Here is a 21,947-nt window from a genome sequence, read left to right as displayed (position 1 = left end):
GACCATCGCACACTGTCGGTGGCTTGGTGCACAGTGGGCGCCATGCTTTCGGAACAGGACATCACGCAGCTGCGGGACGCGCTCGCGGCGGGCAAACCGGCGACCGTGTGGTTCACCGCGAAGGCGGTCGGCGTGGACCCCGGCAAGTCCGGCAAGGTGCTGTCGTTCGCCGAACCCGCTGAGGGCGACTTCATCGAAGTGAAGCCGACGGGCTCACAGGACGCCTTGTCCTTCTCCAAGGCGGAGTTGACGCTGACCAAGCCCAAACGCCCCCCGGCTCCCAAGAAACCCGCGCCCGCGCCGCCCGCCGCGGCAGTCCCGGTTGCCGCTGCGCCCGAGCCTGCGGAAACCGAGATCTACCAGCCCGCGCCGGTGGAAAAGCCCGCCAAGCGGCCCGCGCGCCGCCAGTCGAACAAACCGCCCGCCGAGGTCACGGTGACGCTGCACTCGACTTCTCGCGGCGACTGGACTGTCGAGGTCGTCGTGGGCAGCAAACGCAGTGTCCGCGCCGTTGCGGTACCGGCCGCCGCGATCGCCAAGATCGCCAGGGAACTTCCCAGCCAGGTGGAGGACGCGATCAGCGCGGTGATGGCCGCCGCCCGCCAGCAGCACCAGGAGCGGATCGCCCTGCTGCAGGCCGAACTGGACGCCGCCCGCCGCGCGCTCAACGAACTGTCCTGACTGGACTTCGGCCTGGTGCCTGTCGGCTTCAGGGTGAATCCGTGCGAACGGCCCATTCGCACGGCTTCGTCTTGCCCAGGTGGAACTGTTGGCAGGGTCGCGATCGTTCCGTAGTTGAAGTCGTGCACGGGGAGGCCGAGGCTCAGGCGGATTTCGGCACGACCAAGGGCAGGGGCGACGTCGAAGTCGAAACGGCTCAGACGTCCGGCCGGGCGCTGTAGGTGGCCCCGGCCGAGGCGGCGACCACACACAGCACGGCGACCCATTGCAAGGCCTGCAAGGACTCGCCGAGCACGATCAGGCCGACGAGTGCGGCGACTGCGGGCTCCATGCTCATCAGCACACCGAAGACCCGCGGCGGGATTCGCCGCAACGCCTCCAGCTCCAGCGAATAGGGGACGACCGACGACAGCAGCGCGACACCGAGCCCGACCACCAGGATCCACGGAGTGAGCAGCGCCGTCCCGCTGTCGACCACCCCAACGGGAACCACGACCAGCGCGGCGACGGCCATACCCAGGGCGAGTCCGTCGCCTTCGGTGCTCTGCTTGCCCAGCGCGGAGCCCAGCAGGATGTAGCTGCCCCAGCAGACTCCGGCCAGCAGCGCGAACAACAGCCCGAGCATGTCGAGATCGCCGCTACCGTCGGCCAACAGAACCACGCCACCGCCGGCGAGCAAGGCCCACAAGGCGTCCAGCCAACGCCGGGAGCCGGCCAGCGCGATGGCCAACGGGCCAAGGAACTCCACGGTGACCGCGATACCCAGCGGGATGCGCGACAGCGACAGATAGAACAAGAGGTTCATCAAGCCGAGGACGAGGCCGTAACCGAGAACCACGGCCCACATGCGCCGGTTCATCCGCAGTGACGGTCGCCACACAAGCAGGAGAACGGCCGCGGCGAAGAAAATCCGCAGCGCGACCGTGCCGGCGCTGCCCACGGCTCCGAACAGTTGCTTGGCCATCGCCGCGCCGATCTGCACGCTGATGATCCCGACCAGCACCTGGGCGGGCGGCGGGATCGCGCCTAGGGTGCGTCCGGCCAGAGCGCCGATGTTGAACCGTGGAAACGGGCCGCGCCCCACCCGGTCGACGTGCATGGTGGCCATGCGTGGATGGTGGGCGATCAGCGGGGCCGAAGTCATATTGTTTCCAAAATCTGGGACGCGGGTACCACTCGACCCTCACCGGGGTCTCACGAACGCCGTGCCAGGGTGTGATGCATGGGCACCTTGTCGCGCCGGGGGATTGTGCTGCTCGCGGCAGTCGCCTCCATCACCACCGCGTGCACTGCGGCGCCGTCGAACCGTCCGGCGATCGTGGTCAACGACGGCCCGCTGCAGCAGGTCGAGCCGCCCGTCAGCTCCGGCACCAAGCTGCCGCTGCCCCCGTTGGAGGATCCGGCCCGGTCGACCGTCGCCTGGAACGAATGCGAACCGGTCGTCAAGAACCGCCTGGCGACCTACAACGTGCCGGAACAGCCGAACACCCAGTGCACGAAGGTGATGAGCGTGCTGGACTCGCCGAGCCTGCCCGGCCGGGGCCGGTTGTTCCTGAGCCTGCTGAAGGTGGGCACGGGCAAGATCCCGCTGCTGGTGGTCAGCGACATCCAGGGCGAGCCGGGCACGGTCCGGGCCGCCCGGCTGGCCTCGATGCTGCCGGCCGACTTCCTGGCCAGGTTCTCGGTGATCGGCGTCGACCGCCGTGGTTCCGCCGGCTCCGAACCCGTGCGCTGCATCCAGGACGACATCCGCACCGAGATCGTGAACTCCGATCCGGCCGCCGAGGACCTCGAAGACCTGCTCGACGCCGTGCGTAAGGCCGGCCAGCAGTGCATCACCGGCCTGGAGAACCGGCTCTACGCGATGGACACCTGGCGGACCGCGGCCGACCTGGAGAAGATCCGCGAAGGCCTGGGCGTGCCGCGGCTGAACGCGATCGGCGTCGGCGAGGGCTCCCGGGTACTCGGCGTGTACGGCGACAGGTTCCCCGACCGAGTCGGCCGGATGGTGTTCGACGGCCTGCCCGACCCGAGCGGCGACTCGCTCGTGACCATGGAGGGCGTCGCCACCGGCGCCGAGGCAACGTTCGCGGAGTTTGCCAAAGACTGTGTCGCCCGCGGTTGCCCACTCGGTCCCGACCCGAAACAGGCGTTCCTCGACACACTCGCCGGCCTGCGCTCCAGGCCGGCCAGCGCCGGAGAATCCGTCCTGACATCCGGCTCCGCGGCTCGCGCGACCCTCGTCGGCCTGGCCAACCGCGCTGCCTGGCCCGCCCTCGCCGACGCCATCGCCAAGGCCCGCGCAGGCGACGGCAACGCCTTGCGCTTCTACATCCAGCCGATCATCGCCGACAGCCGCGACCAACCAGCCATGCTCGACGTCGGCCTGGTGACCGGCTGCAACGACACCAAAACGCGGCTCGCCCTCGAGCGTCTCAACACAACAGCCAAGGACTGGCGCTCCCGCTACCCCCTCTTCGGCGGCGTCATGGCCCAGAACCTGGTGTTGTGCAGCGCCTGGTCAGTCGCAGCGCAGCCACCCCTCGCCCTGAGCGGCCGCAACCTGCCCCCAATCGTCGTCCTGAGCACAGCCAGCGACCCCGTCACCCCTCAACCAGGCACCGAACGCACAGCACAGCAACTCCCAAGCTCAGTCCTGATCTCCTGGCAGGGCGCAGGCCACGGCGCCCTAGGCTCGTCCCCGTGCGCGACAGACGCAGTACGCGCCTTCTTCATCGAAGGCAAAATCCCAGCCGCAGGCACCGCCTGCCCGCCGTGATTCAGCCGCCGATCACAGGTGGCGTCGTTATCTCGTCACTGCCGAAAATGCTGTCCGGGTCAGGTTCGACCAAATAGGACGGTCGCTGATGCTCGTCATCTTCGCCGCCTTGTCCACGCCCGGCACCGATGCCACCCACACCGCTCACGCCTGCCGGACCACGCGCACCTGCGCGCCCTTGTTCGGCACCGGAGCCACCAGTTCCCGCCTGACCACCCGCACCCACCCCACGGCCGCTGCCCGTTCCCGGCCCTCCCACGCCGCCACCGGATCCGAGTCCACCACGCCCGCCGCCCGCACCTCCGCCGAACCCAGAGCCACCGCCCGGTACAAACCCGGCGCCCAAGCCACTGTCACCCGAACCGGCCCCAGGATTGCTTCCGCTCGAACTGCCTCCAGTCAGGTTGCCGCTTCCGGGGTTGTTGCCTCCGGGGTTGCCAAATCCACCTGGCCGACCGCCTGGCCCGGCCCCTTGAGTCCCGGTCCCGCTCCCTTGGGTTCCGAGCCCTTGGGGCCCGGGAACCGTTCCGCCCGGAGTCGTTCCGCCCGGACTTGTGTCGCCTGGAGCCGTGCTTCCTGAAGTTGTTGTGCCGCTCCCACCCGGACCAGGTCCGTTCCCTGTGACTGAGGCGATACCGCCCGGCCCACCAGGGATCGGTGGGCTGCCACCGCCGGGAATCCGCCCGTCCCCAGGAGTCCCGCCTTCACCAGGGGTGTCCCCACTCATCGCTGGCGGCGGCGTGAACGCAGGCATCGTGCTCGACCCACCCAGCGTGCCGTCGTACATACCGAGGACCTGCACCGCCTGCTGATGGGCGTTCTGCTGCTGCTCGTACTTAGCCATGTAGGAGGAGTACTTGGTTATGTAGGCAATCGGGTCGGTGGTCCGGCTCAGGTCGGCGTTGGCCTGGTCAACATCGAAGGCGACCGGCTCGGGCATGCTGTTCTTGGCATTGGCCAGCGCCGCCGAGTACTGCTGGGTCTGCGTCCCCGCCAGTTGAGCGCTCGTCCCGGCCCGACCGACCCAGTCCCCGACATCCGCCATGAACTTCCGGGCAGAATCGCCACCCTTCCCGCGCCAGTCAGCCTCACTACCGCGGATCGCCTTGGAGACATCGATCTGAAACTGCGACATCCGGTTGCCGGCATTGATCCACAGCTCACCCATATCGCCGACAACCCCAGGATCAACATCCTCGGTAACCATCTTCTGCAACTCGGAATGCGAACAGGCCTGATAGTTCGAACACCGCAAAGCCGGCCCAGGCCTGACTTCCACACCCTCCCGCAAGGCGCGCGCCTGATCCGCCATCTGATTGTCGACCCGCTCCCCAGCAGTGTGATCACGCGTGATCGTGGCGAAGATCTTCGCCCACGTCCCCTTGTTCTCGATCTCGCGGTCCACATCGTGCTCAACCTGCTGCTGCACCTCGCCGCGAGTATCCGACGTCCTCGGCGCCATGACGACTCAGCTCCCACCCGGCAATCTGGGCTCAACCAACTGAGCCACCTTCAGTGCTGTTTCACAGGACTTTTGAGCATCCCCGTGCGCTGCTGCGGAGGTGTCCACGCGTGAAGTTTCAGTGATCGCCATGCTGATCGCACACGAGTCGACACCGCCGAATGACTGGACTGCCTCATGCCGGCCGATTTTGGGGATTTGCTGGATCTGCCCACTGGCCACGACGTCCTTGATCCCGCGAATATCGAAAATCGCCACGTCCATGGTGAAGGAGCCGGCAGATGTCCACACGCATCGGCGCGATGTGCCGGAACTCGAATCCTCGCGGTTGCCCTGAGCCACGTTGAGCGAAGCAGTGTCGGCAGGGGTGAGCAGGTTGCAGGGGTCGATGTCCGTGGTCAGGCTGCTCGTGCCGTTGCCGGTGCTCTTGGCACCGGTAGTCGTGCTGCCGCCACCGCCAGGCAGGGTCGGCCGAGCGGCGGAGGACGTCGCGTCGGTGGCACTTGGCGAGCCATTTGTTTCACTGGAACATGACACTGAGCCCATTGTGAGGAGAGCCACCAGGAGGATCGTGTGATGGATGGTTCTCTTCATTGCGGCCCACCCTTGCACAGCGTCGATTCGTTCGCTTCTTCGGTGGCTTGATAGTTCGCCATGGCGGTCCGAATTCCCTGCTCCGCCTTGGTCAGCGATTCCCGGAACTGCCGGAGAACAGTCAGGAAACCCTGCTTGTCGGTCGCGACTTGCTGAACATAAGGCTTCATGATCTGTGCGGCATGGCTGGTTCCCAACGGCAGTTCCTGTTCCAGGTACCGCAGGTCGCCACTCTGGCCATCCACCCAGTCCTGCATTCTGCCGATCGCGCCGAGCAGGGCTTTGCCGCCGACGGCGTTCACCTCGAAGCTGCCGTCGGCGGCCATGCTGGCGAAGTTCGCCATGCTTTCGCCGATGGAGGCCCATGTGATCTCGCCACTGTCGCCGTCGTTGTCGATGTACACGTGGCCCCCTCGTCGAAGCCTCCCGGGGGCACGGTATCAAGGAGTGATCGGCCCAATCCTCACTGTGAGCGGATTTGGGTCAATTCGGTTCCAATTGGCACTGGGATCACTCGATCGGGCGATCTAATCGATCTAGTGGATGCCGCGGATCTTGGAGATGAGTTCGTAGGAACGTTGCCTGTCGGTGGCGTTGTGGACCATGGTGACGATCATCAGTTCGTCGGCCTCGGTTTCGGCGAGCAGTTTTTCCATGCCGCGTTCGACGGTTTCGGGGCTGCCGATGATTTGGGAGGCGAGGCGGTCGTCGACGATCTGGCGCTCCAATGGTGAGTACGGATAGGCGGCCGCTTCCTCTGGGGTGGCGATCAGGCCTGGGCGGCCGGAACGGAGTTTGAGGAAGGACAGTGCGCCTGGGCCGGCCAGGTATTGGGCCTGTTCGTCGGTTTCGGCGCAGATCACGGAGGCGGCGACCATGGCGTACGGCTTTTCCAGCGAGGCTGACGGGCGGAAGTTCTGGCGGTACAGGGCCAAGGCGGGCAACGTGTTCTGCGCGCTGAAGTGGTGGGCGAAGGCGAAGGGCATGCCGAGCATGCCGGAAAGCTGTGCGCTGTAACCACTTGAGCCCAAGAGCCAGATCGGGGGCTGGTTTCCGGCGGCGGGGATGGCCGCGATGCCTTGTGGGTCAACCGAAAAGTACGAGATGAGTTCGCTGAGCTGCTCGGGGAAGTCGTCGGCGGACAACGGCGCGGGGGAGCGGCGCAGGGCCTGCGCGGTCCGCGGGTCGGTGCCGGGTGCGCGGCCGAGACCGAGGTCGATTCGGCCGGGGTGCAAGGCTTCGAGCATGCCGAACTGCTCGGCGACCACCAGTGGGGCATGGTTGGGCAGCATTACGCCGCCTGAGCCGACCCGGATGCGGGACGTGGCGGCGGCGATGTGCGCGATCAGCACCGGCGGGGACGAGCTGGCGATGCCGGGCATGTTGTGGTGTTCGGCCACCCAGAACCGCGTGTAGCCCAGGTCCTCGGTGCGGCGGGCCAGGTCGATCGTGTCCTGCAGGGCTTGTGCCGACGTCGCGCCTTCGCCGACGGTGGCGAGGTCGAGCACGGAGTAAGGGATGGCCATACCGGGCTAAACGGCGGGTGGCTCCGCTTTATTCCCGGTGCCGAGCGCGGCACGTATCGAAGCTGTGATTCGGTCCACATCGCCGCGTTCGGCCGCGGGCAGCGGGAAGCCGACAGACTCGCGCGCCGCGGCAGCTGCGTCGAGCAGTTGCGCGGCACGAGTGTGGTCTCCGGTCAGGACATGCACGCCTGCCAAACCTTCCATCGCGTGCGCAATCGCTCGTGGGTCGCCGGTTGCCTGAGCGGTCGAGAGTGCTTCGCTGTGCAAGGCCAGTGCCGTGGACGCGTCACCTCGCTGCTCGGCGTTGAAGCCGAGTTCGGTCAGCCCGAAAGCGATGCCGGGTGCGTAGTTGATCCGGCGCTCCCACTCCAGCAGCAAACGGAGCAGCTCTTCCGCGGCTTCGAACCGGCCTTGCCGACGGGCCAGCATCGCCAGACCGCCTCGGGCGAGGTTGATGCCTGCTTCGTAGGAATGCGCCTCGGCCACGCGCAGTGCCCGTTCGAGGAATTCGCTGGCTGCCGCGTGATCCTCGACGAGCAGGGCGTGCCGGCCCATCCGGGACAGCTGTTGCGCGACGAACGGCCAGAGCTCCAACTCTTCGGCCAGGTGCAACGCCTCACGTTGCACCTGGCCGGACGTCTGCTGGTCCCCGGCGATCTCGGCCAGCTGTCCGAGGATCTCCGTGGTCTGGATCCGCCCCCACCGGTCACCCAGTTCGCCGAACAACTCCATGGCCGCGGTGGCGTCCCGCCTGGCCGCGGCGAGGTCACCGCGCATCAGTGCGATAGCGGCGAGCGTGCCCAGTCCAGCGGCGAGTCCCCATTGGTCGCCGAGTGACCGGAACACCGGCAGGGCTTGGGAAATCATCCGCGCCGCGGCGTCCGGTGAGCCGGAACGCCCGACGAAACCGAGCAACCACTGCGCACGAGCCAGCGCCGCCGGATCGTCGTGCAGACCGAGGACAGCGTGCTCCAAAGGCGCGTTCTCGCTGCCCTTCAGGAAAGCGATCACGATCTGCCAAGTCTGTGCGACGGCTCGCTCAGCGGCGGGCGCGTCGATCGACAAGACGTTCGTGATGGCCCGATGCGCTTCCTGGTACCTGCCTCGCAGGAACCAGTACCAGGACAAAGCATTGACCAGCCGCAGCCCGAGTCCGGCGGCGTTCTCACGGACCACTGTGGCCAGTGCGGCACGGAAGTTGCCTGCCTCCGCGTCGAGTCTCTCCAGCCACAGCCGCTGATCATGCCCACGCAACTGGCCATCGGCTTGTTCGGCGAGTTCCACGTAGTAACAGGCATGCGCGTGCCGCACGTCGGCCTCCTCGCCCGCCTCAACCAGGCGCTCACGGCAATAGGCGGCGACGGTCTCCAGCAGCCGATAGCGGACGCCTGCAGCGCTCTCGGTCGTGATCACGAGCGAGCGGTCCACCAGACGAGCCAACAAGTCGAGCACGTCACCCGCTCCGGCGCAGACGGCCTCAGCCGAGCTGAGAGTGCAGCCTTCGGCGTGCACCGCCAACCGTCGCAGCACCGCGCGTTCGTTGGGGGACAACAGATCCCAGCTCCAGTCGATCATCGCACGGAGCGTCTGCTGGCGTGCGGGCGCGGTCCGGTGCCCGCTGGTCAACACCCGGAATCTGTCCTCCAGCCGGAACGCGAGGTCGTGTACGCCCAGGACACGGACCCGAGTGGCGGCGATTTCGAGTGCCAACGGAAGGCCGTCAAGCCGTCGGCAGATGGCGGCGATGGCGAGCGCATTGTCGGGCGTGATCGTGAAGCTCGGCGTGAGCGCGGCGGCACGTGCGGCAAACAGTTGCACCGCTGGAGACTGATGAATGTCATCCTCGGGCAGGGCCAGCGGCGCGACTGGGCAGAGCTGTTCTCCTGCGATACCAAGCGGTTCACGACTTGTGGCAAGCACGGTCAAGGCGGGCGCGGACCTCAGCAGCAGCTCGGTCAGCTCGGCCACAGGTTCGATCAGATGCTCGCAGTTGTCCAGCACGAGCAGCATTTGCTTGGGCCGTAAGGCTTCCGCGAGCTGCTCAGCGGATCCGGCGTCGCCTGGCGACGTGGCGTCGTCGCGGATGCCGAGTGCCGAGCTCACGAGCTCCGCCAGCGAGTCGGGCGTCGCGCCGACGCGGTCGAACCCAGCCAGCTCGACCATGCGTGCGTTGTCCCGGTGACGCGCGGACTCAAGCGCGAGTTGGGTTTTGCCCACACCGCCAACGCCGGTGAGTGTCACCAACCGGGCTGTGCCAAGCAGGCGATGCACCTCGGCGACCGCCTCCGCCCGGCCGATCAGGTCGGCCACGGGCGCGGCCAGGTTCGATCCAACCGGCCCGCCGAGCGCTGAATCCTGACGCAGGATCGCCTGGTACAACCGGGCGAGGTCCGGACTGGGATCCACCCCGAGCTCCTCGGAGAGCCGTTCGCTGAGCACGCGGTAGTGCTCCAGCGCCTCGGCTTGCCTGCCAGATCGGTACAACGCTCGCATCAACGCGCCGGATAGCCGCTCCCGCAACGGGTTCTGCTCCACCAACCGGGCCAGCTCACCAACGAGCGCGCTGTGCTGGCCGAGCTCAAGCTGTGCTTCAGCATGATCCTCGAACGCGGACAGCCGTAGCTCGTTCAGTTGCATGATCGCCTCACGGGCGAACGGCTCGTCGGCGAAGTCCGCGAAGGCAGGCCCACGCCAGAGTTTCAGTGCCTCCGAAGGACGTTTGTCAGCGATCAGACGGGCGAACATGTCAGCGTCGACCGCCTCCGGACCGACTGCCAGCACATAGCCCGACGGCCGGGAGACGACAAGCTCCCGGCCACCCAGTGCTTTGCGCAGTTGCGACACCTTGACCTGCAACGCGCCCGGAGCGTTACGCGGTGGGTCGTCTCCCCACAGTTCGTCGATCAGCTTGTCCGCGGAGACCGGTTCACCACGGTGTACGAGCAGGACAGCCAGCAGGGCACGCACCTTGACCCCAGGGACGGTGACAGGTGCCCCGGCCTCAGTCCGCACCGTGAGCGGACCGAGCACATCGAACCGCATTTCCGCAGCCTATCCGTGCGGCGGTAAGCGGATGGGAAGAACACCGTAAGCGGTGTTCCGCACGGTGAGTGCATCACCGAGAGCGAGAGGACATCGATCATGAAGATTCTGGCGATCTCCGGCAGCCTGCGCGCCGGTTCGTACAGCACCCAGCTGCTGCGCACGGCGGCTGGACTGACCGATATCCAGCTGTGGACCGGGCTGGCCGGCGTGCCACCGTTCAGCGAGGACCACGAGGACGAGCCGCCGCAGGCTGTGCAGGCCATGAAGGCTGAGGTGTCGAGTGCGGACGCCCTGCTGATCGCCACTCCGGAGTACAACGCCTCGATCCCAGGTCAGTTGAAGAACGCACTGGACTGGCTGTCACGCCCGCACCGCGAATGCGCCCTGACCGGGAAGCCGGTCGCGGTCGTGGGAGTGAGCCCGAGCGACTACGGCGCCGACTGGTCCCAGCAGGACCTGCGCAAGGTGCTGGGCGTCTGCGGGGCGCAGGTTGTCGAGCGACGCCTGTGCGTTCCACGCGCCGACACGGCTTTCGACGCGACCGGGCAGTTGCGTGACCCAGCAGTCCAGGTGACGCTCACTCTCCTGCTGGACGACCTCAGCGCAATGGCCCGGGTGCCGGTCTGATCTCAGTCCCGGGTCCGGACCTCGCCTTTCAGCACAGCGTCGAGGTCGTAGCGGGCAGGTTCGTCGAGCTGGGTGTAGTCGCACGATGAAGGCTCACGGTCGGGCCGCCACCGCTGGAACTGGGCGGTGTGCCGGAACCGGCCGGGATAGCCGCCTTCGGTGTGTTCGTACGACACCTCGACGACCCGTTCGAGGCGCAGCGGCACCCAACTGGCCTGGGCGCTGCGCCACCGGTTGATCTCGCCTGGCACGCGGGTGCCCTCCGCGATCTCACCGAGCCACGGGTGCCCCTCGGCGCCGCCTTCCATCAGCGAGGCCAGTTCGGAGGCGAGCTCCACACGCCGTTCCTTGGGAAACGACCCCACGACACCAACGCTGTGCAGAGTGCCGTTGTGGTCGTGCAGCCCGAGTAGCAACGACCCGACCGATGTGCCTGGTTCAGTGTCCTTGTACCAGCGCAGGCCTGCGACAACACAGTCCGCGGTCCTGGAGTGCTTGAACTTCAGCATGGTCCGTTTGTCCGGTGTGTACGGACCGTCCGCAGGTTTGCCGATCACGCCGTCCAGGCCTGCGCCTTCGAACAACGTGAACCACTGCCGTGCGACGTCCGCATCCCGAGTGGCCGGGGTGAGACTGACCGCGTCGGTGCCGGACACCAGATCCACCAGCAGGTCACGGCGTTTGGCGCCTGGCTCGTCGAGAACCGGCCCGGACGGCAGTTGCAGCACGTCGAAGGCCACGAACGTGGCGGGCGTCGTCTCGGCGAGCATGTTCACGCGGCTTACAGCCGGGTGGATGCGTTCGGACAAGGCGTCGAAGTCCAGCCGTCCGTTGCGGCCGACGACCAGTTCGCCGTCCAGCACGACACCGGACGGCAGGCCCGCTGTCAGCCGCTCGACCATTTCGGGGAAGTACCTGTTCAGCGGCTTGGACGAGCGGGACTGCAGCACCACTTCGTCGCCGTCGCGGAACACCAGGCAGCGGAACCCGTCCCATTTCGGCTCGAAGATCAACTCCGAGCCGTCCGGGATGCTGCCCGCCGGTTTGGCGAGCATCGGTTTGACCGGGGGAGTCAGCACTTCAGCGACGATAGGTCAGCATCAGGAAGTCGTCATCCCGCAACGCCGCCACCATGCGCATCCGGCGTGCCTCGGCAAGCACCGGACCGTTGGCGATACGGCCCGCGTCGCCTGCGGTGAGCAACGGCGACATCGTCAGGCACAGCTGGTCGACCAGATCGGTCGCGATCATGCCGCCGAACAGCCGCGGCCCGCCCTCACAGTTGACCCGGTACAGCCCGCGCTGGCCCAGCGCGGCGAGTGCCGCGGTCAGGTCGACGTGCTCGTCGCCGGCCACCACCACGTCCGCACCGGCCTTGGCCAGCTCGTCCCGGCCGGGCGCGGCCTCGCAGGTCAGCACGATCGGCGGCACGATGGCGTCGCTGATCAGCAGTGAATCCGGGGTGATCGAGCACTTGCCGGTGACCACGGCGACCGGCGGCAGTGGCGCGAGTCCGAGCCGTGCCCGGCGCTCGGCGCGCACCTCGTTGTGTTTGAGGCCACGGTAGCGCTCGATCAGCGCGGTCGTGGCGCCGACGAGGATGACATCAGCGAGGTCACGCTGGATGTGGAAGACCTTCTGGTCACCCGGGCCGGACAGACCCGACGAGCGCCCGGCCACCGTGACTGCGCCGTCCAGGCTGGTCACGAAGTTGACCTGGACCCAGGGCCGGTCGAGCTGGGCCGGGTAGGCGTAGATCTCCTCGAGCGCTTGGTCGGTCAGTTCGCCAGGGTCGGGGTCCGGCCAGAGGGTCTGCACGGGTGCAATGAGAACATGCCCGGCATGTCCGCTCCACGCCTGGTAGACCGCCATCCGGAGATCGCGGCGCAGGAGCTGGTGGCCGCCCTCACACCGCCGCCGAGGTTCGCCGAAGTCCGGTTCGACACGTACGTGCCCAACCCGGACGAGCCGTCGCAGGCAGCGGCGGTCGCAGCCGGACGGGCGTTCGCCGCGCGGGTCGGCGCGGAGCGGAACACCGGGTTCTTCGGGCGGATGTTCGGCAAGAAGGCCCCGGCCGAACCGCTGGGGCTCTACCTGGACGGCGGGTTCGGGGTCGGCAAGACGCACCTGCTGGCGTCGATCTGGCATGCCGTTCCGTCGACAGCCAAGGCGTACGGCACGTTTGTGGAGATCACGCACCTTGTCGGCGCGCTCGGCTTCGCGGAGGCCGTACGCCGGTTGTCCGAGCATCGCCTGCTGGCCATCGACGAGTTCGAGCTGGACGACCCAGGCGATACGACACTCGTCTCCAGGCTGCTGACCGAGCTGACCGACGCGGGCGTGCACGTGGCCACGACCTCGAACACCCTGCCGGACAAGCTGGGGGAGGGCCGCTTCGCCGCCGACGACTTCATCCGCGAGATCCGGTCGCTCTCAGCGCGGTTCACCGTGGTGCGGGTGGACGGCCCGGACTACCGGCACAGGGGCCTGCCGGACGCGCCCGATCCCATGTCGGACGCTGAGATCGACGCCCACGCCGCCACCATTCCGGGGGCCACAGTGGACGACTTCACGGACCTGTGTGCGCACTTGGCGAAGCTGCACCCGTCGCGGTACGGCAAGCTCGTCGCGGGTGTTCCGGCCGTGCACATCAAGGGCCTGACCGCCGTGCCGGACGAGAACGTGGCTCTGCGCGTGGTCGCGCTGGCCGACCGGCTGTACGACCGCGCTGTGCCGGTGGCCGTGTCCGGCAAGCCGCTGTCGGCCTTGTTCACCGAGCAGATGCTGCGGGGCGGGTACCGCAAGAAGTACCTGCGGTCGATCAGCCGGCTGACCGCGCTGGCCCGCGACGCCTCGCGGTAGGTACGGCCAAAGACGCGGTTGCTGGTAAAGGTTCAATAAAAACGGCACGTCAGAGGCCTCGGCCCGGCCGGGTGGACAATTGTTACGTGGCGGTAGAACTACCTACTTCACAGTTCCTGTGCTGTGGTTTTCGTCGCATTCCACAATTGATCACAGATATGTTCTCAGCGTGTTCGATCGGTTACGCGCCCAAGCGGGCCAGTTGATCTATTTCGTCATGTACCATTTAAATGGTAATTTTCCAACGAAGATCATCTTATGGCGCTGACATGCGAAGATCGGTTTCTGTTGCTTCCGTCGGTGATACTGTGTTAGTACCTACGGGCCAGCATGAGTGGACTGCATGGGCCCGATCGATAGTAGGTTACGGCGAGTTAGCCTGTCGTTTAAGGTGCCGACCACACACGCAGTGGTGCGTATTCGAGGGGGCAGAAGAAAATTGAGGAACGAGTGTTGAGACGCCCTGTGGAAACGCTCCGGGAATCGGGGTCGCTGAGCCGCCGCACGTTGCTTGCGGGGATGGCAGGTATGGGCGCGTTCGCGTTGGGCGCGTGTAGTGACAACGCGGGATCCTCGATCGGCACACCCGAGGTTCCGGAGATCCGGCTGGGTGTTCTCAAAGTCACTGACACCGCTCCGCTGTTCGTCGCCGAGCGTGAGGGCATCTTCGCCAAGTACGGCCTGAAGCCCAGGTTCGTCACCATGGAGCTGACCGGTGACCAGCGGCCTGACCTGGAGAACGGCCAGGCCGACGTGACCTTCGACAGCTGGGTGACGATCTTTCTCAACATCGCCGACAACGCCGACTGGGTGGTGCTCGGCGAGGCCTACCAGGCCGGCCCGCGGACCACCGGGCTGGTCACCAACTCCGCTGTGACGTCGCTGAAGACTGTCAACAACCTCAGGGGCAAGCGGATCGGCGTCAACAACCTCAAAGGTCTCGGCGTGCTGCTGACCAACAGCGTGCTGGCCACCAACAACATGAAGCCCACCGACGTGATCTACGAGGAGATCCCGTTCGACGACCTGGCCGGTGCCGTTGCCGGTGGCCGGGTCTCGGCGGCGTGGATGGTGGAGCCCTACCTGACGCGTTCGCAGCTTGACAACGGCTGTGTGCTGTTCGCGGACACGGCGTCCGGACCGACTGCCGACTTCCCGCAGTCCGGCTACGCCTGTGCTCGCAGCTTCGCGCGCAAGAACCCGAACACGGTTCGCGCGTTCCAGGCCGCGCTGGCCGAGGCGCAGCAGCGGGCGCTGGACCGTTCCTCGGTCGAGAACGTCCTGCCGGAGTACATCTCGGTCAGCCGCAACGTCGCCCAGCTGATGAGCCTGGGCGCGTTCCCCAGCTCGACCCTGGCCATCCGGCCGCAGCGCGTCGCCGACCTGATGCTCGAGCAGCAGTTCCTCAAGACCAGGCTGAACGTCACCGAGCGGATGGCCGCCACCTCGACGCCTTAGTTCTTGCGGTTGGCGTTGACCAGAGTCCACACCGAGACGGGCTTGCGCGTCTCGGTGTCGGCCACGACCGGCTTCACAGCGGGTTTCGCGGGGGCGACGGGTTTCGCGGGCGCCCGCTCGGTCTGGGCCCGCGGTTTGGGCGGACTGTCAGGCACGGAACGTCGTGAGCTGAGTTCGAGGCGGAGTTGGTCGTAGATCGGTGTGTCGGTCACCGCCGTCCTTCCGTCGCCGTGGTCGATGACGTCACATTACGCGCGGTGTGCATACGCGCTCACAGCGCCACCCCGGAAGTAGCCGTTCGCTCGCGTTCTGCCGTCATCCGCGTCCGCCGGGACGCCGCCCAGTCGATCGCCAGCGCGACCAGAAGCACGGTCCCCGCAGCCGTGCATGCCCCTCCGACGGTGTCGGTGACGTAGTGGTACTTCATGCCGATCAACGCGGTCGCGCCCACGACGGTCATGACAGTCGCGCTGACGATCACGAGCGTGGCCAACGACTTCCGCCACGGCGGCCCCACCGTGCTGACCACCGCGATCACAAGCACCGTCAGCACCGCGACGAGCCCGCTTGTGTGACCGCTGGGGAAGGCCAGCGAGCCGTTGTTGATGGTGCGGTCGAACAATGGCTTGAGCACGCCACTGGTGAGCGTGACCGTGGCGAGCGGACCGACGACCGCGAGAATGGCCAGCCGTGGCCGGCGCCGGGCCACCGCGACCATCACGATCAGGCCGATCACGACGACCAGAAGGACCGGCTCGGTGGGTACCAGCATCGCGCGCAGCAACTCGTCCTCACCGACGAACTGCTTGTACACCGCCCAGTAGACCGTCTGGTCGAACGCCGTGCCCACCCGCTGTCCGCCCAGCAACAGGCCCATTGTGACGGCGATCAGCAGACAGATGACCGCCATCGCGACGGTCGAACGGACCAGTCCGGTCGGCACTAGTCTCCTCACGGGCACACCTCCACTATGCCGAGGTAAACCGTTCGCGATCAAACACGCACAGCGGGCACCATTCGCCAAATGGGATTCCTCGAGGCGAGCGCGCTCGCGTACCGGCTGCCCGACGGGCGTGAACTCTTCCGTGACGTCGGGTTCCGTGCGAGCGCGGGCACGGTCGTCGCGCTTGTCGGAGCCAACGGTGTCGGGAAGACCACACTGCTGCGAATCCTCGGTGGCGAGCTTGCGCCAGCTGACGGCGGCGTACGCGTCGAGGGCGGTCTCGCCGTCATGCCGCAGTTCGTAGGGTCGGTACGGGACGACCGCACAGTGCGCGATTTGCTCCTGGCCGCAGCGCCGTTGGCGTTGCGTGCTGCGGCGACCGAGCTGGACGACGTCGAGCTGGTGCTCATGGAGGACGACAGCGACGCGGTGCAGATGCGGTACGCGGAAGCGCTTGCCGCGTGGGGTGAGGCAGGCGGCTACGACGCCGAAGTCCTGTGGGACACGGTCACCGTGGCGGCGTTGGGCGTGCCGTATGACCGTGCGAAGTACCGCGGCGTGAAGACGCTGTCGGGCGGTGAGCAGAAGCGGCTTGTACTCGAGGCGTTGCTGCGTGGGCCTGAACAGGTGCTGCTGCTCGACGAGCCGGACAACTACCTGGACGTACCCGGCAAACTCTGGCTGGAACAGCAGCTTTCCGACTCGGGCAAGGCCGTGCTGCTGGTCAGTCACGACCGTGAACTGATGGCCAGCGCGGCGACGCACGTCGTCACGGTCGAGGCGGGGACAGCGTGGGTGCACAGTGGCAGCTTCGGCACGTGGCACGACGCCCGGGAAGCCCGCTGGGAGAAGATCGCTGACCAGCGCAAACGCTGGGACGAGAAGCATGAGCAGCTTCGTCAGCTCGTGATCACCCTGCGGCAGCAGGCCGCGTACAACGACGGGATGGCGTCGCGCTACCAGGCGGCTCAGACGAGGCTGCGCAAGTTCGAGGAATCGGGACCGCCGCCGTTGCCGCCCAAGCAGGAGCGGCTCAAGCCCCGGCTGTCCGGAGGGCGCACCGGCATCCGGGCGATCACGTGCACCGAGCTTGAGCTGACGGGTCTGATGAAACCGTTCGACCTGGAGATCTTCTTCGCCGACCGGGTCGCGGTGCTCGGCTCGAACGGCTCCGGCAAGAGCCACTTCCTGCGGCTGCTCGCCGGTGAGGACGTGGCCCATACCGGCGTGTGCAAGCTGGGTGCACGGGTGGTGCCGGGCCTGTTCGCCCAGACGCACCAGCATCCGGAGTGGGTCGGCCGCACCCTCGTGGACATCCTGTGGCATGGCGACGCCGGACGGCCAGGCATCGACCGTGACCAGGCGATATCCGCGTTGTCCCGGTACGGCCTCGCGGCCGCCAACGACCAGCGGTTCGAGACGTTGTCCGGCGGTCAGCAGGCCCGGCTGCAGGTGCTGTTGCTGGAGCTGTCCGGCGCGACGCTGCTGCTGCTCGACGAGCCCACCGACAACCTGGACCTGAACTCCGCGGAGGCTTTGCAGACTGCTTTGACCCAGTTCACCGGTACCGTCGTGGCGGTGACGCACGACCGGTGGTTCGCGCGGTCGTTCGACCGGTTCGTGGTGTTCCGGTCGGACGGAGTCGTGTCCGAAGTGGACGCGCCGGTCTGGGACGAGGAAAGGGTTCGGCGCGCGCGATGAACTACGATGCCGTGATTGTCGGTGGCGGGCACAACGGTCTGGTCGCGGCGGCGTACCTGGCCCGAGCCGGGCGTTCGGTGCTGGTGCTGGAGCGGCGCGGGGAGCCCGGCGGCGCGGCGGTGTCGTTCCGGGCCTTCGACGGCGTGGACGTCCGGCTGTCGCGGTACTCGTACCTGGTCAGCCTGCTGCCCCGCAAGATCGTCGCGGACCTCGGGCTGGCGGTCGACGTGCGGCGCAGGCGGATCTCGTCGTATACCCCAGTTGGTGCCGACGGCCTGCTCGTCGACACAAGCGATACGGAAGCCACCCGGGACTGCTTCGGCCGGATCACCGGCTCGTCTTCGGACTTTGAGGCGTGGCAACGGTTCTACTCGATGACCACGGCCGTGGCCGAGCGCGTGTTCCCGACTTTGACCGAGCCCTTGCTCAGTAAAGCCGAGTTGCGTGCGAGAGCCGGCGACGGCCACGCCTGGAATGTCCTCTTTGAACAGCCGCTGAGCGTTGCCGTGGAAGAGAATTTCGCCGACGACACGGTTCGGGGCGTGGTGCTGACCGACGCGTTGATCGGCACGTTCGCCGCGGCTGACGACGCTGAACTGCGGCAGAACCGGTGTTTCCTGTACCACGTGATCGGCAACGAGACCGGCGACTGGGACGTGCCGGTCGGCGGAATGGGCGTGGTGACGGGAGAGCTGGCCAGGGCCGCGCGGGATGCGGGCGCGACGATCGTGACCGGCGCCGAGGTGACGTCCATCGACCCGGATGGCCTTGTGCAGTACCGGATCGGCGACGACTCAAGGTCTGTGTCGGGTGGGCACATCCTGGCCAACGTGTCGCCGTCCACGCTGGCTGCGCTGCTTGGCGAGTCCCCGGCCGGCACGCCGGAAGGCGCCCAGCTCAAGGTGAACATGGTGCTGCGCAGGCTGCCCCGGCTGCGTGACAGCCGGGTCGATCCACGCTCAGCCTTCGCCGGAACATTTCATGTGAACGAGACCTACTCGCAGCTGGCGACCGCCTACGCCGAGGCAGCTCGCGGCCAGATTCCGAGCTTGCCGCCGTGCGAGATCTACTGCCACTCGCTGACCGACCCGTCGATCCTCGGGTCTGCCGAGCAGGCGGCCGGTGTGCAGACGCTCACGCTCTTCGGTTTGCACATGCCCGCGCGCCTTTTCCGTGCCGACAACTCGAAGGCCCGCGCCGAGGCTCTCGCGGCGACCTTGGCTTCGGTCAACAGTGTGCTTGACGAGTCCATTGAGGATTGTCTGTGGCACGACCCGGCCGGGCGGCCCTGCATCGAGGCCAAGACCCCGCTCGACCTGGAGAACGAGCTGGGTCTGCCGGCCGGGCACATCTTCCACCGGGACCTGTCCTGGCCGTATGCGGAAGATGAACATCAGGGAACGTGGGGAGTGGAGACAGCACACGATCGGGTGCTTTTGTGCGGGGCGGGCGCTCGTCGGGGCGGGGGCGTCAGCGGGATCCCTGGTCACAACGCGGCGATGGCCGTGCTGAGAGCTCACTGAGACTTCACTGGTCACGGCCTGGTGTGCGTGGTACTCGTGAGCCATGCAGCGGGACTACATCGACAACTACTGCGAGCGGACCGACGGCTCATTCTGGAGCGAGCCGCTCAACGCCGTGAGCAACGTGTCGTTCCTGATCGCCTCGATCGCCGCATGGCTGTTCATCCGCCGCGTCGCCGTCGCCAAGCCCGCAGGTGAGCTGTACGTCCTGCCCGCCCTGATCTTCCTGATCTTCTTCGGCAGCAGCGCGTTCCACACGACCGCGACCCGCTGGGGCGTTGCCTTGGACAGCGGCTCGATCGCGCTCTACATGCTGTATTTCATTGCGCTGTGGGCCCGGTTGTACTGGGACCTGCCGTGGTCCCGAGCCTGGATCGCCGCGCCCGCCTTCCTGGCGTTCACCGCATTGGTGGCATTGCTCCCGCTCCGCCTGTCCGGCATGTACCTGGCCGCCGTGCTCGGATTGCTGGTGCTCGCAGGTTTGCTGTTCTTCTCGAAACATCCCGACCGCAAGCAACATTGGCACTGGTACCTGATCACGGCGCTCGTATTCGCCGTATCGCTGACAGCCCGTACGCTTGACGGTCCCCTGTGCGGCGACATACCGATTGGCACCCACTACATCTGGCACACACTCAACGGTCTGGTCCTATACCTCGTCACGTACGCCGCAGTAGTTCGCTGGCAACAGAAGCTGGCCGGAAATCCCGGTTCTGCGGGTCCCAGGTAGATGATGTTCGTTCTGGGTGAGCATCAGGGGAGTATCCGTGACCGAACCGAGCCGTCCCACCTTCCTGCGGCGGAAACTGGGCGCCAAACTGCGCAGGCTGCGCGAACAAGCCGGCATGACGCTCGACGACGCCGCCCCAAAACTGGACAAGGCCCGAAGCTCCCTGCACAGAATCGAGACAGGAGAAACGAGAGCGAATGTCCACATAGTCCGCTCGATGATGGATCTCTACGACTGTTATTCGGAGGGCTTGCTGGCGGAGACAAGGCAAGCGCTCAAGCCGCGCTGGTACACGGCCTATGGACTGAAGGACCTGGGGTATCTCGATGTCGAGACTGAGGCGGCGGAAGTCCGCCAGTTCTCTGCGCAGGTGATACCAGGCTTGTTGCAGGCACCCGGATACATCCGTGCCCTGTTTCAGGGCCATCACCGCTCGAATCCGCTGGTGGTGGACAGGAGCGTCGAGATCAGAGGGATCCGCCAGCAACGGCTGACCAGCGAGGAGCGGCCGTTGAAGCTGGTTGCAGTCATTGATGAAGCTGTGCTGCGCAGGGTGGTTGGCGGTCCGAAGGTGATGTGGCAGCAGTTGACTGCTCTCGCCTCGATGACCAAGCTGCCGACAGTCACCTTGCAGGTGCTGCCGTTGAACGCGGGATCACACAGTGCGATGCAAGGCGGGTTCAATGTGCTGACCTTCCCCGACCCTGAAGATCCGCCCATGCTTTACGTCGAATATCAGACAGGCGCTCTGCACATCGAGAATCTCGAACAGGTGAATGAAGCTAGACTGTCATTCGACCATGTGCAGGCGAGGGCAATGAGCCCCGCTGAGTCATGTGCGCTGATCGAGCGATTGGCTGCGGAGGCTGACCCGTGGAGAATTCCCGACTGACCTGGCGGAAGAGCAGCTACAGCGGCAACGCGGGCGACAAGGGCGACTGTGTTGAAGTTGCTGGTATGCCTGAGATTGCTGCTGTCCGGGATTCCAAGAACCCCACCGGCGATGTCCTGACCTTCCCCGCCGATGCCTGGACCGGTTTCCTTCAGGCCAATCAGACCGGGTGACCTGTTCGCCTTCTGTACCCTCGGTTCTGGGCGACCTGGGTACAGCCTCCGGCCCAAGACCCGCCGTGTAGCGCCTATGCCCGGAAAACCCAGGTCAGACCTCGTGAGTGGTCAACACGTACCACCCTGACCACTCACGAGGCTTGACCAGGACTCAGGCGCTGCAGACCGACACGCCCACCAGGAACTCGTAGACCTTCGCCGGGGAGTCCGGCGTCACCCGCTGCTCGATGGTCAGCCGGTAGCCGATGACGCCCCTGGAAGGTGCGGTGTGACCGGCGAACTGCGGATACGCGGCCAGGTCAGCGAACCTCTGCGGCTTGCTGAGGGTCACGGTGGTGAGCCGGAAGTCGTTCTGGTCCGGGAAGTACACGTCGCCGGGGTGCACGCGGTCGAGCGTGTACGTCCGGCCGTACTCGATCACGGTCTCTTGCGGCTGACCGTTGTGGCGCAAGAAGAACTTCAGGTTGACGCTGCCACCGATGTATACCGGGCCGCCTGTCAGGCAGCCTGCACCGGTGTTGACACCGTTGAGTCGGACGATCGGTTCTTGCTGGCGGTCGTAAAGCGCGAAGTTGGTCTGTGATGATGCGTCTGACGACCCGTTGGTCTGGTCGGCAAGTACTTGCGCGCGGACGTTCGCGAGGTTGGCTGTCCATCCTGGGTGCAGCGCGGAAGGCTTGGCGTATGAAGGCGACTGGTAGTTGGTGGATGGGTTGGCTTGGTCAGCTTGGAACACCAAGCCGTCTGTCTGGCCATCCACCTTGGCCAGGTAAGGCGCTGCAGTGGCCGCTACCGCCGTGGTTGCCGCCGAGGCAGGTGCGACAGCCAAACCGAGTAAGGCTGTGGTTGTGGCCGCAGCAGCGAACAGACGTGTGAGGACGCGCGACATCTGACCCCCTTGTTCTGCGTTTGACATACGTAGAAACAGATACCGCGCCGTGACCTGTC

Annotated in this window: 21 protein-coding genes; 10 read left to right on the top strand and 11 right to left on the bottom strand. The window is 66.4% G+C overall.

Translation table 11 applies throughout. From position 1 onward, the window contains the following. Positions 1-42: 42 nt before the first annotated feature. Positions 43-681 carry a DUF6319 family protein gene (locus JOF56_RS55245; RefSeq protein WP_209647518.1) on the top strand — a complete coding sequence of 213 codons (639 nt, stop codon included), beginning with the start codon at positions 43-45 and terminating at the stop codon, positions 679-681. Between the two features lie 196 nt (positions 682-877). On the opposite strand, the gene JOF56_RS55240 is transcribed toward JOF56_RS55245, so the two are convergent. Next, entirely contained in the window at positions 878-1,789 is a 912-nt protein-coding gene (locus JOF56_RS55240; protein WP_245378805.1) for an EamA family transporter, read from the bottom strand. 114 nt (positions 1,790-1,903) lie between these two features. Between JOF56_RS55240 and JOF56_RS55235 the strand changes: the two genes are divergently transcribed. Beyond that, positions 1,904-3,460: an alpha/beta hydrolase gene (locus tag JOF56_RS55235; RefSeq protein WP_209647517.1), complete on the top strand. Its 1,557-nt coding sequence runs from the start codon at positions 1,904-1,906 to the stop codon at positions 3,458-3,460. 1 nt (position 3,461) lies between these two features. Here JOF56_RS55235 and JOF56_RS55230 read toward each other — a convergent pair whose 3' ends face one another. The 5 genes from JOF56_RS55230 to JOF56_RS55210 form a co-directional block, all read right to left on the bottom strand. Next, positions 3,462-4,922, bottom strand: a complete 1,461-nt coding sequence (locus JOF56_RS55230; protein ID WP_209647516.1) for a hypothetical protein — start codon at positions 4,920-4,922, stop codon at positions 3,462-3,464. Between the two features lie 6 nt (positions 4,923-4,928). Further along, positions 4,929-5,534 (bottom strand): DUF3558 family protein, encoded by a 606-nt coding sequence (locus JOF56_RS55225; protein ID WP_209647515.1) that lies wholly within the window; start codon positions 5,532-5,534, stop codon positions 4,929-4,931. Next, complete coding sequence (locus JOF56_RS55220) at positions 5,513-5,920, bottom strand: hypothetical protein (protein WP_307855718.1); 408 nt, start codon at positions 5,918-5,920, stop codon at positions 5,513-5,515. The genes JOF56_RS55225 and JOF56_RS55220 overlap by 22 nt, the downstream gene beginning before the upstream one ends. Positions 5,921-6,052: 132 nt before the next feature. Continuing rightward, positions 6,053-7,042 carry an LLM class flavin-dependent oxidoreductase gene (locus JOF56_RS55215; protein WP_209647514.1) on the bottom strand — a complete coding sequence of 330 codons (990 nt, stop codon included), beginning with the start codon at positions 7,040-7,042 and terminating at the stop codon, positions 6,053-6,055. Positions 7,043-7,048: 6 nt separating this feature from the next. Next, the gene (locus JOF56_RS55210; RefSeq protein WP_209647513.1) at positions 7,049-10,084 is read right to left on the bottom strand and encodes an AfsR/SARP family transcriptional regulator; all 3,036 of its coding nucleotides are present in this window, start codon (positions 10,082-10,084) and stop codon (positions 7,049-7,051) included. A gap of 99 nt (positions 10,085-10,183) precedes the next feature. On the opposite strand from JOF56_RS55210, the gene JOF56_RS55205 reads away from it, so the two are divergent. Further along, on the top strand, positions 10,184-10,714 hold the full coding sequence (locus JOF56_RS55205) for an NADPH-dependent FMN reductase (RefSeq protein WP_209647512.1): 531 nt from the start codon (positions 10,184-10,186) through the stop codon (positions 10,712-10,714). Between the two features lie 2 nt (positions 10,715-10,716). On the opposite strand, the gene JOF56_RS55200 is transcribed toward JOF56_RS55205, so the two are convergent. Further along, complete coding sequence (locus tag JOF56_RS55200) at positions 10,717-11,793, bottom strand: ATP-dependent DNA ligase (RefSeq protein WP_307855717.1); 1,077 nt, start codon at positions 11,791-11,793, stop codon at positions 10,717-10,719. Between the two features lies 1 nt (position 11,794). Further along, entirely contained in the window at positions 11,795-12,532 is a 738-nt protein-coding gene (locus tag JOF56_RS55195; protein WP_307855716.1) for a pyrimidine reductase family protein, read from the bottom strand. A 24-nt stretch (positions 12,533-12,556) separates the two neighbouring features. Here JOF56_RS55195 and zapE point away from each other — a divergent pair, with 24 nt between their 5' ends. Continuing rightward, positions 12,557-13,576 (top strand): cell division protein ZapE, encoded by a 1,020-nt coding sequence (gene zapE, locus JOF56_RS55190; protein ID WP_209647510.1) that lies wholly within the window; start codon positions 12,557-12,559, stop codon positions 13,574-13,576. A gap of 453 nt (positions 13,577-14,029) precedes the next feature. After that, positions 14,030-15,034 carry an ABC transporter substrate-binding protein gene (locus tag JOF56_RS55185; protein ID WP_209647509.1) on the top strand — a complete coding sequence of 335 codons (1,005 nt, stop codon included), beginning with the start codon at positions 14,030-14,032 and terminating at the stop codon, positions 15,032-15,034. Here the strand turns inward: JOF56_RS55185 and JOF56_RS55180 are convergent. Together JOF56_RS55180 and JOF56_RS55175 are read right to left on the bottom strand one after the other, a co-directional pair. After that, the gene (locus tag JOF56_RS55180; protein WP_209647508.1) at positions 15,031-15,246 is read right to left on the bottom strand and encodes a hypothetical protein; all 216 of its coding nucleotides are present in this window, start codon (positions 15,244-15,246) and stop codon (positions 15,031-15,033) included. The two genes, JOF56_RS55185 and JOF56_RS55180, sit on opposite strands and share 4 nt — an antisense overlap. A 59-nt stretch (positions 15,247-15,305) precedes the next feature. After that, positions 15,306-15,989 (bottom strand): phosphatase PAP2 family protein, encoded by a 684-nt coding sequence (locus JOF56_RS55175; protein WP_209647507.1) that lies wholly within the window; start codon positions 15,987-15,989, stop codon positions 15,306-15,308. Between the two features lie 69 nt (positions 15,990-16,058). On the opposite strand from JOF56_RS55175, the gene JOF56_RS55170 reads away from it, so the two are divergent. Genes JOF56_RS55170 through JOF56_RS55150 form a run of 5 tightly spaced genes read left to right on the top strand, consistent with a single transcriptional unit; the run spans position 16,059 to position 20,996 of the window. After that, the gene (locus tag JOF56_RS55170) at positions 16,059-17,678 is read left to right on the top strand and encodes an ABC-F family ATP-binding cassette domain-containing protein (RefSeq protein WP_209647506.1); all 1,620 of its coding nucleotides are present in this window, start codon (positions 16,059-16,061) and stop codon (positions 17,676-17,678) included. After that, positions 17,675-19,201, top strand: a complete 1,527-nt coding sequence (locus JOF56_RS55165; RefSeq protein ID WP_209647505.1) for a phytoene desaturase family protein — start codon at positions 17,675-17,677, stop codon at positions 19,199-19,201. Before JOF56_RS55170 ends, JOF56_RS55165 begins: the two co-directional genes overlap by 4 nt. A 43-nt stretch (positions 19,202-19,244) precedes the next feature. Then, a complete protein-coding gene (locus JOF56_RS55160; protein ID WP_209647504.1) occupies positions 19,245-19,931 on the top strand; it encodes a ceramidase domain-containing protein in 687 nt (228 codons plus the stop codon). 37 nt (positions 19,932-19,968) lie between these two features. Then, positions 19,969-20,823 (top strand): helix-turn-helix domain-containing protein, encoded by an 855-nt coding sequence (locus JOF56_RS55155; RefSeq protein WP_307855715.1) that lies wholly within the window; start codon positions 19,969-19,971, stop codon positions 20,821-20,823. After that, positions 20,805-20,996 (top strand): DUF397 domain-containing protein, encoded by a 192-nt coding sequence (locus JOF56_RS55150; RefSeq protein WP_209647503.1) that lies wholly within the window; start codon positions 20,805-20,807, stop codon positions 20,994-20,996. The genes JOF56_RS55155 and JOF56_RS55150 overlap by 19 nt, the downstream gene beginning before the upstream one ends. 154 nt (positions 20,997-21,150) lie before the next feature. On the opposite strand, the gene JOF56_RS55145 is transcribed toward JOF56_RS55150, so the two are convergent. Next, positions 21,151-21,888 (bottom strand): hypothetical protein, encoded by a 738-nt coding sequence (locus JOF56_RS55145; protein WP_209647502.1) that lies wholly within the window; start codon positions 21,886-21,888, stop codon positions 21,151-21,153. Positions 21,889-21,947: the final 59 nt, after the last annotated feature.

Origin of the sequence: Kibdelosporangium banguiense, assembly GCF_017876405.1 — a bacterium.
GTDB lineage: Bacteria > Actinomycetota > Actinomycetes > Mycobacteriales > Pseudonocardiaceae > Kibdelosporangium > Kibdelosporangium banguiense.
The sequence above is the reverse complement of the archived record's forward strand: the minus strand, read 5'-3'. Positions and strand labels throughout refer to the sequence as shown.